Raw genomic sequence first — 12,182 nt, 5'->3', positions numbered from 1 at the left:
CCCGCCCGGCCTCCATTCAGCGCGCGTCCGTGCGGTGCGCCCGCCACCCCAGCAGCCCCGCCCCCAACAGGCCGGCCTGCACGCCGAGCCGGGAGGCGCGCACGTCCGGAGCTGGACGGAAGGCGAGGCGCTCGGCCAGGCGGGCGCGTACCGGCTCCAGCAGGGCCTCACCCGCCTGCGACAGTCCGCCGCCGATGACGACGAGTGCCGGATCCAGCAGCAGCGTGTACGTGGCCAGCGCCAGGGCGAGCGCCTCGACCGCCTCCCGCCATACCTCGGCCGCTGCATCGTCCCCTTGCCGCATCCTGCGGAGAACGTGCTCGGCCGACGGCTCGCCGCATCGCGCCGCGATGGCCCCGGCCGATGCGTAGGCCGCCAGGCAGCCTTGCTGCCCGCACCCGCACGGCAGCCCGTCCGGCCGGACCGGGATGTGCCCGATCTGCCCCGCCCATCCGCCCGCGCCCCCGTACGGGGAGCCCGACAGGACGACCGCGCCCGCGATGCCCGTGCCGATGGGCAGGAACAACACATCCCTGCCACCCACTCCGTAGACCAGCTCGGCCTCCCCCGCGGCCCGCACGTCATGCCCCAGCACCACGGGCAGGTCGACGTCCGTGAACGCGGAGACCGGAACGTCTCGCCACCCGAACGCCGCGGAGAAGACCGCGTGCGTGGCCGTGACGAGCCCCGGCACCGCCAGCCCCACGGCCACCGGCCGCATCCCGGCCCGCGGGCCGCACAGGTCGCTGACGAAGGCCGAGATGGCGGCGATCACCCGCTCCGCCCCTTCCGCGCGCGGCGTGGGCCGGCGCTCGGCGTAGAGGATCGTCCCGTCACGGGCGACAAGTCCACCTTTCATGGTGGTCCCGCCGACATCGACCGCCGCAACGCATTCCATCCCGCCCTCCAACAATCACTTTGAGATCAGCATCCCCCATAGAGAAAGATGTCCCCTATGACCCCTCGCCGTCTCACTCTCGACGACCTGGACGACTGCACGCGTCTGGCCAAGGACCGCGGCTGGCTGCCCGAACAGCACAAGTGGGGCCTGCTGCTCGAGGTCGGCGAGCCGTACGGCATCGACGCGCCGGACGGCGACGGCCTGGCCGCGACGAACATCCTGACCTGCTACGGCGACGACCACGCCGTGATCAGCATGGTGCTCACGGCTTCCAGGTTCGGCAGGCGCGGCCTGGGCCTCCGCCTCATGGAGCACGTGCTGGAGCGGGCCGGGGACCGGACGGTCTCCCTCTACGCCACCGAGTACGGCCGACCACTCTACGAACGACTTGGCTTCCGCGTCGTCCGCACGGCGGGCAAGCACGCGGGCCACTTCAGCGGCGAACCCTCCGGCCGGACGCGCCCCGCAACCTCGGACGACCTCGGCACGATCCTGGCACTGGACGCCGAGGCGCTGGGAACGGACAGGTCCGCGGTGTTGCGCCGCATGTTCACCTTCGGCGAGGAGGTCAGGATCGCCGACGGCGGTTTCGGTCACCGCTGGCGCAACGACGACAACACGGTCATCGGCCCCGTCGTGGCGCGGGACGAGGAGACCGCGCGGGCGCTCATCGGCGACCTGGCTCTGGGGGCGGAGGGCGAGGTGCGGATGGACTTCGACCTCACCCGCGAGTCCATGATCAGGTGGGCGGCCGAGCACGGCGTCACCAGTTCGTGGCAGGTCTCGCGCATGGTGCGTGGCAGCGGCCTGCCCGGCGATCCCGCCCGCCAGTTTCTGCCGTTCATGCAGGCCCTGGGTTGACCGGGGCGCGGCGCCTTCATAGGGTCACCACCAGAATATCGTTCTGTCCGGTAGTCGGCCGGCCGGCGGCGGCCCGGCGGCTTTGTGCATGCGCGAACTGGCCTTCGAGGGGCGGTACATGACCTCCACCCACATCGACGTCGGCGCCATCGACTTCGACGCGCTCGGCGCGTGGATGGACGGCCAAGGGTTGCCTGGAGGTCCGATCACGGGTGTGGCGCCGGTCCTCGGCGGCACGCAGAACGTCATGGTGCGGCTCGAACGCGGCGGCCGCCCGTACATCCTGCGCCGCCCGCCCCTGCACGCCCGGCAGAAGAGCAACGAGGTGCTGCGCCGCGAGGCGCGGCTGCTGGCGGCGCTGCGTGACACGCCGGTCCCCGCTCCCGTGCTGGTGGCCGCGCAGACGGCGCGGGAGCCGGTCTTCTACCTGATGGAGCCGGTCGACGGGTTCAACCCGTCGGTGGGGCTGCCCGAGCCGCACGCGTCCGACCCGGCGATCAGGCACCGGATGGGGCTCGAGGCCGCCGCCGCGCTGGCCGAGCTGGGGCGGGTCGATCCGGGGGTGCTGCCGGGCTTCGGCCGGCCCGAGGGTTTCCTGGAGCGGCAGGTGCCGCGCTGGCTCAAGGAGCTCGACTCCTACGGTGACCTCGACGGCTACCCCGGCCCCGACATCCCCGGCCTGCGCGAGACCGCCGACTGGCTGACCCGCCACCTCCCCCGATCGTTCACGCCCGGCATCATGCACGGCGACTTCCACTTCGCGAACCTCATGTTCGCCTGCGACGGCCCCCGCGTGGCCGCGATCGTGGACTGGGAGATGTGCACGATCGGCGACCCGCTGCTCGACCTGGGCTGGCTGCTGGCCACCTGGCCCGTCAACAACGGCCACGTGCCCGGGCTGCCGTCGCCGCAGGAGCTCGTCGCCTACTACGCGGCGCTGTCCGAGCGCGACCTGTCGGCGATCGACTGGTACGCGGTCATGGCCTGCTTCAAGCTCGGCATCGTGCTGGAGGGCACGCACGCCCGGGCGTTCGCCGGCAAGGCGCCCAAGGACATCGGCGACCTGCTGCACGCGACGACGCTGGAGTTGTTCGAGCGGGCGCGGGAGTTCAGGGACGGCGTTCTCGGCTGACCGTATATCGCAATTTTCGGAAAGCACGATCATCGCTCCTCTCCGAGACGTACAATTGCGCGCAATTGCACTGATATTTCGGGGAAGGATCGTCATGCGCATGCGGTTCCTCGGCTCCACCTCGGAGGCGGGCGCCTGTCCCACCCTGTACGAGACCGACCGCGGCACCATCGTCATACAAGGACTCGAAGTCACCGACGCGGAGGCGCTCGCGGACCTCCGCGACGTCCTCGACGGCGAGACCGCGGTCGAGGTCCCTCGCGAACTCATCACCGAAATCGCCCGCCGGGTCCTGCCCGACGGCGCGGCAACCGCTTTCCCGACCAGCGGAGAAACACCCACGGCAACCGGTTGATCACAATTGCGGCGGGAGCTGGCATGATCGACGCAATCGGGACTAGCCTCTTGCGGCGTGACGTCGTTTCAGCAGGCGCGTATCGACCTCGGCGGTCAGCTACGGCAGCTGCGCGAGGCCGTCCACCTGTCGGGCAAAGAGCTGGCCGAGCGGCTGCGCTGGCAGCCGTCCAAGGTCTCACGTCTGGAGAACGCCCGGCAGACGCCTACCGAGGATGACGTGGTCGCGTGGGCGCAGGCCGTCAGCGCCACGCCCGACACGACCGACGAGCTGATCAGGCAGGTCATCGCCCTGGCGGAGCGGCACGACAGCTGGAAGCAGCGCTACCGCAGCGGCCTGGCCGCCATTCAGGAGGACATGCGGGACCTCGAGGCCCGGACCAAACTGTTCCGGGCCTTCGAGCCGGGCATCGTCGTGGGCCTGCTCCAGACCGCCGAATACGCCAGGCACGTCTTCCGCAAGGTCAAGCGCCTCTACAGCGCCGCCGACCAGATCGACGCGGCGGTGCGGGTGCGCATGCAGCGCCAGGAGATCCTGTACGACCGGAGCAGGACCTTCAGGTTCGTGGTGCCGGAGTCTGCGTTGCACACCACGCTGGCCCCGGCCGACGTCATGCGCGGCCAGCTTGATCGATTGCTCGCGGTCAGCACATTGCCGAACGTCGAGTTCGGCGTGATCCCCTTCGGCACCGAGCTGCCGTCCGCGCCGATCAACGGGTTCTGGATCTACAACGACGCCATGGTGGGCGTGGCCACCATGACGAAAGACCTGGTCCTACGCGATCCCGATGACATCGCCTTCTACGTCAACGCGTTCGACGCCTATGCGAAAGTGGCCGAGTTCGATGAGGGCGGGCGGGAGGTTCTGATCCGCATTCTTCACGCTTACCGTAAACAAGACCCACATTAACTGCCGCAATTGCTTGCCTCCCACCGCAAGATCGTGCAATTCTGGCGCGAGACGATGCGGAGGTGACACATGATGCTTGATACCGCGCTCAGCCTCGAGCGGTTCGCCTGGCACGCAGGTCGTCACGCCGACCTGTCCGTCCAGACCCTGGCGCTGTCGAGCGATCCGGCCTACGTATCGGTCCGCAACCGCTTCTCGGCCACGCTCGCGGAGACCGTGACGTGTTCGGACGAGGGGGCGTTCATTACGTCGTGGGGTTACCGCTTGGGCACGACCGACGACGTGGAATCCGCCGCCGCTCGCCTCGCCTTCCTCCTCGCGGCCCTGCCCGCCTGACGTCGGCTGTTGAGAAGAGCGGGCCCGTGGCACAGACGGGCCCGCTCTTCGGCATGGGGACGCGTTAGTTGAGGTCGGCCTTGTCGATGTCGGGCCGGTCGATGTCGAGCTTGCGCTGGATGGCGACGAGGATCTGCATCATCTCCAGCTGGCTCCCCTGCATATCGGTCACCTTCGACTCCAGCCTGTCGAACCTGGCGTCGACCTGCTCGAAGCGCGCGTCGACCTGCTCGAAGCGCGCGTCGACCTGCTCGAACTTGGCGTCCATCTTCGTTTCGAGCCTGTCGACCTTGGCGTCGAGCTTGTCGACCTTCTCTTCGACCCGAGTGACCCGCTCGTCGAGCTTGTCGACCTTGTCCTCGACCCGAGTGACCCGCTCATCGAGCATGTCGACCTTGACCTCGACCCGGGCGACCCGCTTGTCGAGCTTGTCGACCTTGTCTTCGACCCGAGTGACCCGCTCATCGAGCACGGTCACCTTCCCGTCGAGTGTCTTGACGCGGCTGGCCACTCCGTTGATCCGCTCGGTGAGGTCCTGTGCCAGCTCGGCGTGGTCGGCGCGCACCTGGATGAAGTCGTTGTCGAGGGAGGTGCCGAGCGCGCAGCCGATTTCCTTGTAACCCAAGATGATCTCCCGTAGGTTGGGGGGAGGGACCGGGGATCTATCGCATCTCCGGTCCCGTCGACTGCGTCGAGAATACTCCGCTGATCGCCGCCCGGAAACGAATCCGAAAAAAGTTTCTCCAGGTCAGAGGGCAGATCACGACACTAAATTCGGACTAATCCACCTATTTCCTGATGAAGAAAATTGGGGCGCCGACCGCGCGGCGCCCCTTGTGTCATTACGTCGTGCAGTCGTATAGACCGTCCTGCCCATCCACCGCCGTGCAGTTCTCCTGCACCCAACTCGTCACCTCGGCGTTCCCCCGGCCACCGGGCCCACCCTGATCACCACCCGCCATGACATAACGGAGCTGTCCCGACGACACGAGCTCCTTGAGCCGCTCCACCGTCATGGCCGGATCGCTGCCCGTGAAGCCGCCCATGGCGATCACCGGCTTGCCGGTGGACAAGATCAGGGACGACGCCTGCTGCGCGCTGCTCACCGCGACCAGCCACGTGGCCTTGCCTTGGTTGGCGACGAGGTATTTGGCGACGGTGTCGCTCACCCCGCCCCCAGGCCCACCTCGCATGGAAGCACCGGTAGGCCGCTGCGTGGTCCCGTCCTGTCCGGGCGGCCGGCCGGGGAACTGACCGCCGCCGGGCATGCCACCCGCCCGCCCGAAGCCGCCCGTCGCCGGCCCGGCCGTCGGGTTGGTCCCGTTCACCTGGGACTGCAGCGGGGTGACCGCGTACGCGGCCGGCCCCGCCAGCCCGGCGATCACGGTGGCCGCCAGCGCGATCGCCGCCACCTTGACCGTGACCTGCGCCCGCATCCGGGCCAGGATGAGCACCAGCACGGCCACCAGGGTCGCCCCGAGCACGACCCAGGCCAGCCACGGCGCCCAGTCCGGCGTACGACGCAGCACCGTGAACGACCAGCCACCGGTCACGGCCGCCGCGAGCGGCAGCACCCACGCCCAGGCCCGGGACCGCCGGTATGCCCGCCACATGGCGATCACGCCCATCCCGCTCAGCGCGGCCACGGCAGGCGCCATGGCGGTCGTGTAGTACGGATGGAAGGTGCCGCTGGAGAAGCTGAACACCACGTAGTGGACGACGAGCCAGCCGCCCCACACCAGCCACGCCGCCCCCGAGGGCGCGTCCTCGGACGGCATGCGCCGCACCCGCATCACGACCGCGAACGCGAGCGCCGCCAAGCAGAACGGCAGTAGCCAGGAGATCTGCCCGGCCATGATGTCGTTGAACAGCCGCCCGGCCCCGGACTCCCCGCCGAAGCCTGCACCGCCGCCGCCCCCGCCGCCGGGCCCGCCCTGGCCGAAGATCCGGCCGAGGCCGTTGTAGCCGATGACCAGGTCCCAGACAGAGTTGTCGGTCGAGCCGCCGATGTAGGGCCGCGACTCGGCCGGCCACAGGTCCACGATGACCATCCACCAGACGCTGGACACCAGCAGCACCGCGCCCGCGGCCAGCAGATGCCCCACCCGCTTGAGCCACGACACCCGGACACACGCCAGGTACGCCACCCCGAACGCCGGCACCACCAGGTACGCCTGCAACATCTTGGCGTTGAACGCCAGCCCCACGAACAACGCGGCGAACAGCAGCGACCGCAGCCGCCCGGTCCGCAGCGACTCCAGGCAGAACCAGGCGGCCAGCACCAGCAGCAGCACGAGCACCGTGTCGGGGTTGTTGTCCCGGTTGATCGCCACGGTGATCGGCGTGAGCGTCATGACGACGGCCGCGACCAGCGCGGCCACGTGTCCCGCCCGTACCCCCGCCTGTGGGAAGGCCCGCCGCACGGCGGAGTGGACCAGCCCGACGGCCGCCACGCCGGCCAGGGCCTGCGGGATCAGCATGCTCCACGTGCTGTAGCCGAAGATCCGCGCCGACAGCCCCATGACCCACAGGGCCAGCGGCGGCTTGTCCACGGTGATGAAGGACCCGGCGTCGAGCGCGCCGAAGAAGAACGCCTTCCAGCTCTGGGTCCCCGAGACGATGGCGGCGGCGTAGTAAGCGTTGGCGTTGCCGCTCAGCGCCCATGTGTAGAGCACGGACGCGGTCGCCAGCACCGCCCACAACGCGGGTCGCGACCAGCGAGGATCTCCCTCGGCGCCCAGGAACAGGCGGGCGGGCAGGGAACGGCTCTCGGCGGCCCGGTGCGCGGGCCGCAGCGCGGTGGCGGTCATCGTACGGTCCTCCGCTTCGGGTTGAAGACCCACACGCGCAGGAGCAGGAAGCGCACGAGCGTGGCGGCGGCGTTCGCGACGATGACCGCGAGCAGCTCCACCCCGTGCGAGACCCCGTCAGGCAGCAGCGACAGGCTGCCCGAGGTGAGCGCCAGCCCGACCAGGAACGCGATCAGCCCTTCGAACTGGTGCCGCATCGCCCCCGCCGAGCCGGTGACGCCGAAGGTGAAGCGCCGGTTGGCGGCGGTGTTGGCCACGGCCGTGACCAGCAGCGCGACCGCGTTGGCGGCCAGCGGCGAGACGAGCAGCCGCAGCAGCGAGTACAGCGCCAGGTACGCCAGCGTGCTGACCACCCCGACGATCGCGAACCTGGGCAGTTGCCTGGCCATCCCCTTCGGCAGCTCGGCCCGCTGCACCCGCGTGGGCACGGGGATGCGCGCGGCCCCGGACAGCGTCCTGCGCGCCACCCGGGCCATGCCACGCAGATCGTCGAGGGCGGTCCGGAAGACGTCGACCCGGCTGTCCGGATCGTCCACCCAGTCCACGGGCACCTCGTGGATGCGCAGCCCGTGGCGCTCGGCCAGCAGCAGCAGCTCGGTGTCGAAGAACCACTCCTCGTCCTCGACCCCGGGCAGCAGGGCCTGGGCGATCTCCGTACGGACGGCCTTGAAGCCGCACTGCGCGTCCGAGAACCCGGCCCCCATCACCGAGCGGAGCAGCAGGTTGTACGAGCGGGAGATGAACTCGCGCTTGGGGCCGCGTTCGACCCGCGACGCGCGTGCCAGCCGGGTGCCGATGGCCAGGTCGCTGTGGCCCGACAGCAGCGGCGCCACGAGCGGCAGGAACGCGTCCAGATCGGTGGACAGGTCCACGTCCATGTAGCTGACGACGTCGGCGTCGCTCTGCGACCAGACCCGCCGCAGGGCCCGCCCGCGGCCCTTCTCCTCGAGGCGCACGACCCGCACGTGCGGGAGCTCCCCGGCCAGCTCGGTGGCGATCTGCCAGGTGTTGTCGGTGCTGGCGTTGTCCGCGATGGTGATCCGGAAACCGTAGGGAAAGTTCCCGGTCAGGTAGGCGTGCAGACGGGTGACGCTCGCGCGCAACGCCCGCTGCTCGTTGTAGACCGGGACGACCACCTCGACCAGGCGTGTCCTGATTGCTGTCGTGTGCATGCATCTAGCACACGGTTCACGCCTTTAACGCGACTTATCCGATTCTGAGGTACGGATGAGAGTTCCGGAGGATTCCAGCGTCTCCGATTCCGAGCCTCGGCTGAGAGTTCCCGGGAGATCCATCGTCGCGATCGCCCCGCCGCCCGGCGCGTTCGCCAGGCTGACCTTGCCGCCGGCCTCCTGGACGGACTGGGCGACGATCGCCAGCCCGAGCCCGGATCCGGGCAGGCCACGGGCGGAGGGTGAGCGCCAGAACCGCTCGAAGACGTGCGGCAGCTCCTCCTCGGGCAGTCCCGGGCCGTGGTCGCGCACGGTCAGCCGGCCGTCCTTCAGCGAAACATCGACCTGGCTGTCGGGGCTGAACTTGGCGGCGTTGTCGATGAGGTTGAGCACGGCGCGTTCGAGCGAGGCGGCGCTGCCGACGACGTACCAAGGGGTGAGGTCCGTGACGACCTCGGCGCCACGCAGCCTGGCCCGTTCCACGGCCGCCGTCACCACTTCATGGAAGGGCAGCTCGACGTGCGGCTCGTGCTCGGTGTCACCCCTGGCCAGCTGGAGCAGGTCGGCGACCAGCGTGGACAGCTCGGCGAACTGCGCCTTCACGTTCACCAGCAGGCGCCGCTTGGCATCGGGGTCGAGGCTGCGGCCGGTCTGCTCGCTGCGCAGCAGCAGGTCGATGTTGGTACGGAGGGTCGTCAGGGGGGTGCGCAGCTCATGCCCGGCGTCGGCGACCAGCTGTTTCTGGCGTTCGCGAGAACCGGCGAGCGCGGTGGTCATGGCGTTGAAGGAGGAGCTGAGCCGGGCGATCTCGTCGTTGCCCTTGACGGGGATGCGCGTGTCGAGGTCCTCGGTCTGCGCGATGTGCTCGACGGCGTGTGTGAGCCGTCCCACGGGACGCAGGGCCGTGCGGGCGATGAGCAGGCCGGCGGTGGCCGCGCCCAGCACGCCGAGCGCGGAGACGAAACCGAGCAGCATCGCGACATTGCGCAGGGTGTCCTGCAGGTGACCGATCGGCCGGGCGTCCATGACGGCCATGCCCGGGCCGACGTTGATGGTGAGGATGCGCATGGGGCTGCCGTCCTCGGCGACCCCGTTGTGCATGTGAGGCCGGCCGCCCTCCCGCGCGATCTGGATATCGTCCGGCGTGACCTTCAGCGCGAAGCCGTAGTAGCAGGTGGGACGGCCGTCACTGTAGATGATCTGGGTCGACTGCGGCGGGCCGTAAGGGCCGGCAGGCGCCGGGTCCGGCCCGCACTTCTCCATCAGCCAGGGCAGACTGCTGCTGGCCTTCGGCTTCAGTTCCCGGTCCACCTGGTCGTAGAGCTGCTTGCGCACGATCATGAAGCACGCGCCCGCGCTGATCGCGATGGCCAGTGCGACCGCGGCCGCGACCAGGAAGGTGAGCCGGGTGCGCAGGCTGCGCCAGTTCACGGCGACGTCCGGAGCACATAACCCACCCCGCGCACCGTGTGGATCACCCGTGGCTCACCCCCGGCCTCGGTCTTGCGCCGCAGATACATCACGTACACGTCGAGCGAGTTGGAGGTCGGCTCGAAGTCGAACCCCCACACCTCGCTCAGGATCTGATCCCGCGTCAGCACCTGACGCGGATGCGCCAGGAACAGCTCCATCAGCAGGTATTCGGTCCTGGTCAGGTCGAGCCGGCGCGCTCCCCGGGTGACCTCCCTGGTCGCCGGGTCCATGCGCAGGTCGCCGTACGACAGCGTGCCGTCCTCCTCAGGACCCGTGCTCAGCGCGCCTCGCCGCAGCAGGGCGCGGACCCGGGCCAGCAGTTCGTCCAGCTCGAACGGCTTGACCAGGTAGTCGTCGGCGCCGGCGTCCAGCCCGGACACGCGGTCGCCGACCGCGTCGCGAGCCGTGAGCATGAGGACGGGGATGTGGTTGCCCGAGCCACGCAGCCTGCGGCACGCGGTCAGCCCGTCGAGGCGGGGCATCATGACGTCGAGCAGCACGGCGTCATAGGACTCGCGGGCGAGCTCGTCCAGCGCCGCCTGCCCGTCGTTGGCCGTGACGACCTTGTAGCCTTCGAACTCCAGGCTCGACTGCAGCGCCTCGCGCAACGCGGGCTCGTCGTCCACCACCAGCAACCGTGCGGGCTCACTCATGGTGCAAACGCTAAGGGCTCATCATGAAAAGCTCATAAACGCGCTCACCCATGTTTCCTGAGGATCAGGACGTGAGGAGGGCCATCGCGGCGTTGTGGCCGCCGATGCCGCTCACGCCGCCGCCTCTGCGGGCGCCCGCGCCGCACATGAGGATACGCTCGTGCTCGGTCTCCACGCCCCATCCACCCTGGCCTTCTTCGGCGTACGGCCAGCTCAGGTCGGTGTGGAAGATGTGGCCGCCGGGCAGCCCGGCCTCCCGTTCCAGGTCCACCGGGCTCTTGGCCTCCACGCACGGGGTGCCGTCGGGGGCTTGGAGCAGGCAGTCCTCGATGGGCTCGGCGAGAACGGAATTGATGGAGGCGAAGGTGGCGCGGAGAGCATCGTCACGCGCCTTATCGGGATTTTTCCGGAAAAGTCGGGCGGGCATGTGGAGCCCGAACAACGTCATCGTCTCCGCCCTCCCCCTCAACCCGGGCCCGAGGATCGACGGGTCGGTCAGCGAATGGCAGTAGACCTCGGCCGGCGGCAGCGCCGGGATCTCCCCCCGCGCCGCCTGCGCGTACGCCGTCGCCAGCTGGTCGCGCCCCTCGTTGATGTGGAACGTCCCGCTGAAGGCCGCCCGCGGTTCGACGGAGGTGTCCTTCAGCCTCGGCAGCCTGCTGAGGACCATGTTGACCTTCAGCTGCGCCCCTTCGGGCACCGCCTCAGGCCTGCCGAGCAGCCGGTCCAGCACCGCGGGCGGCAGGTTGACCAGCACATGCCCGCCGTTCACCGCGTGCTCGCCGTCCGCGTCAACGAACGCGACCTCACCGGACGGCGAGATCCCGATGATCTCCGCACCGGTCCTGATCTCGGCGCCCGCCCGCCGGGCCGCCGCCTCGAGCGCCCCGGACACCGCGCCCATGCCGCCGACGGGCACGTTCCACTCGCCGGTGCCGTCGCCGATCACGTGATAGAGGAAACACCGGTTGGCCAGCAGGTCGGTGGCCGGATCGGCGTACGTGCCGATGAGCGCGTCGGTGAGCACGACGCCGCGCACGGTGTCGTCGCCGAACCGCTCGTCGACGCTCTCGCCGATCGGCCGCTGGAACAGCTCACGCCATGCTTCGGCGCCGACCAGGCGCTCGATCTCAGCGGGGGTGCGCAGGGGTTCGAGCAGGGTGGGGGCCAGGGCCCGCGCCACCCGCGCGGTCATGCCGTAGAAGTCGTCCCAGGCCTTGTGATCGGCTCCGCCGCCGGTGACGGCCGCGAACGAGGCCGCCGTACGCGCCGCGTCCTCGTTGTCGACCAGCAGCCCGGTGTCACCTGTGGGTGTGTACGAGGCGTAGCGGCGCCGCCGCAGCTCCAGGTCTAGCCCTAGATCGCGGACGATGCTCGAGGGCAGGAGGCTGACCAGGTAGGAGTAGCGCGACAGCCGCACGTCCACGCCGGGGAACGCCTGCGCCGAGATCGCCAGCCCGCCCGCATGGTCCAACCGCTCCAGCACCAGGACCCGCCGGCCGGCCCCGGCCAGGTAGGCGGCCGCGACCAGCCCGTTGTGCCCGCCCCCTGCGACAATCACGTCATACGACCTCATCCCC

At 69.8% G+C, this 12,182-nt stretch carries 12 protein-coding genes; 5 read left to right on the top strand and 7 right to left on the bottom strand.

The genetic code is table 11. From position 1 onward, the window contains the following. Positions 1-16: 16 nt before the first annotated feature. Entirely contained in the window at positions 17-898 is an 882-nt protein-coding gene (locus tag OHA25_RS30060) for an ROK family protein (protein ID WP_327590800.1), read from the bottom strand. 57 nt (positions 899-955) lie between these two features. On the opposite strand from OHA25_RS30060, the gene OHA25_RS30055 reads away from it, so the two are divergent. The 5 genes from OHA25_RS30055 to OHA25_RS30035 all read left to right on the top strand — a co-directional run bounded on the left by OHA25_RS30055 (position 956) and on the right by OHA25_RS30035 (position 4,494). Beyond that, on the top strand, positions 956-1,762 hold the full coding sequence (locus OHA25_RS30055) for a GNAT family N-acetyltransferase (protein ID WP_327590799.1): 807 nt from the start codon (positions 956-958) through the stop codon (positions 1,760-1,762). 118 nt (positions 1,763-1,880) lie between these two features. Continuing rightward, positions 1,881-2,894: a phosphotransferase family protein gene (locus OHA25_RS30050; RefSeq protein ID WP_327590798.1), complete on the top strand. Its 1,014-nt coding sequence runs from the start codon at positions 1,881-1,883 to the stop codon at positions 2,892-2,894. A gap of 94 nt (positions 2,895-2,988) precedes the next feature. Next, a complete protein-coding gene (locus OHA25_RS30045; protein ID WP_305921854.1) occupies positions 2,989-3,249 on the top strand; it encodes a hypothetical protein in 261 nt (86 codons plus the stop codon). 57 nt (positions 3,250-3,306) lie between these two features. Next, a complete protein-coding gene (locus OHA25_RS30040) occupies positions 3,307-4,158 on the top strand; it encodes a helix-turn-helix domain-containing protein (protein ID WP_327590797.1) in 852 nt (283 codons plus the stop codon). A gap of 69 nt (positions 4,159-4,227) precedes the next feature. Beyond that, positions 4,228-4,494: a hypothetical protein gene (locus tag OHA25_RS30035; RefSeq protein WP_305921852.1), complete on the top strand. Its 267-nt coding sequence runs from the start codon at positions 4,228-4,230 to the stop codon at positions 4,492-4,494. A gap of 64 nt (positions 4,495-4,558) precedes the next feature. On the opposite strand, the gene OHA25_RS30030 is transcribed toward OHA25_RS30035, so the two are convergent. The 6 genes from OHA25_RS30030 to OHA25_RS30005 all read right to left on the bottom strand — a co-directional run bounded on the left by OHA25_RS30030 (position 4,559) and on the right by OHA25_RS30005 (position 12,178). Beyond that, the gene (locus OHA25_RS30030) at positions 4,559-5,119 is read right to left on the bottom strand and encodes a DUF16 domain-containing protein (protein ID WP_327590796.1); all 561 of its coding nucleotides are present in this window, start codon (positions 5,117-5,119) and stop codon (positions 4,559-4,561) included. A 217-nt stretch (positions 5,120-5,336) separates the two neighbouring features. After that, positions 5,337-7,304: a glycosyltransferase family 39 protein gene (locus OHA25_RS30025; RefSeq protein WP_327590795.1), complete on the bottom strand. Its 1,968-nt coding sequence runs from the start codon at positions 7,302-7,304 to the stop codon at positions 5,337-5,339. Continuing rightward, on the bottom strand, positions 7,301-8,476 hold the full coding sequence (locus tag OHA25_RS30020; protein WP_327590794.1) for a bifunctional glycosyltransferase family 2/GtrA family protein: 1,176 nt from the start codon (positions 8,474-8,476) through the stop codon (positions 7,301-7,303). The genes OHA25_RS30025 and OHA25_RS30020 overlap by 4 nt, the downstream gene beginning before the upstream one ends. Before the next feature lie 24 nt (positions 8,477-8,500). Beyond that, on the bottom strand, positions 8,501-9,907 hold the full coding sequence (locus OHA25_RS30015; RefSeq protein ID WP_327590793.1) for a sensor histidine kinase: 1,407 nt from the start codon (positions 9,905-9,907) through the stop codon (positions 8,501-8,503). Next, positions 9,904-10,602: a response regulator transcription factor gene (locus OHA25_RS30010; protein ID WP_327590792.1), complete on the bottom strand. Its 699-nt coding sequence runs from the start codon at positions 10,600-10,602 to the stop codon at positions 9,904-9,906. The genes OHA25_RS30015 and OHA25_RS30010 overlap by 4 nt, the downstream gene beginning before the upstream one ends. Positions 10,603-10,666: 64 nt before the next feature. Further along, the gene (locus OHA25_RS30005) at positions 10,667-12,178 is read right to left on the bottom strand and encodes a phytoene desaturase family protein (RefSeq protein WP_327590791.1); all 1,512 of its coding nucleotides are present in this window, start codon (positions 12,176-12,178) and stop codon (positions 10,667-10,669) included. Positions 12,179-12,182: the final 4 nt, after the last annotated feature.

Origin of the sequence: Nonomuraea sp. NBC_00507, assembly GCF_036013525.1 — a bacterium.
In the GTDB taxonomy this organism is placed as follows: Bacteria; Actinomycetota; Actinomycetes; order Streptosporangiales; family Streptosporangiaceae; genus Nonomuraea.
This window is presented reverse-complemented; position numbering and strand designations above follow the sequence as displayed.

Coding starts and splice junctions, on each gene's coding strand:
- OHA25_RS30060 (WP_327590800.1), bottom strand. CDS start 898: ATGGAATGCGTTGCGGCGGTCGATGTCGGCGGGACCACCATGAAAGGT.
- OHA25_RS30055 (WP_327590799.1), top strand. CDS start 956: ATGACCCCTCGCCGTCTCACTCTCGACGACCTGGACGACTGCACGCGT.
- OHA25_RS30050 (WP_327590798.1), top strand. CDS start 1,881: ATGACCTCCACCCACATCGACGTCGGCGCCATCGACTTCGACGCGCTC.
- OHA25_RS30045 (WP_305921854.1), top strand. CDS start 2,989: ATGCGCATGCGGTTCCTCGGCTCCACCTCGGAGGCGGGCGCCTGTCCC.
- OHA25_RS30035 (WP_305921852.1), top strand. CDS start 4,228: ATGATGCTTGATACCGCGCTCAGCCTCGAGCGGTTCGCCTGGCACGCA.
- OHA25_RS30025 (WP_327590795.1), bottom strand. CDS start 7,304: ATGACCGCCACCGCGCTGCGGCCCGCGCACCGGGCCGCCGAGAGCCGT.
- OHA25_RS30020 (WP_327590794.1), bottom strand. CDS start 8,476: ATGCACACGACAGCAATCAGGACACGCCTGGTCGAGGTGGTCGTCCCG.
- OHA25_RS30010 (WP_327590792.1), bottom strand. CDS start 10,602: ATGAGTGAGCCCGCACGGTTGCTGGTGGTGGACGACGAGCCCGCGTTG.
- OHA25_RS30005 (WP_327590791.1), bottom strand. CDS start 12,178: ATGAGGTCGTATGACGTGATTGTCGCAGGGGGCGGGCACAACGGGCTG.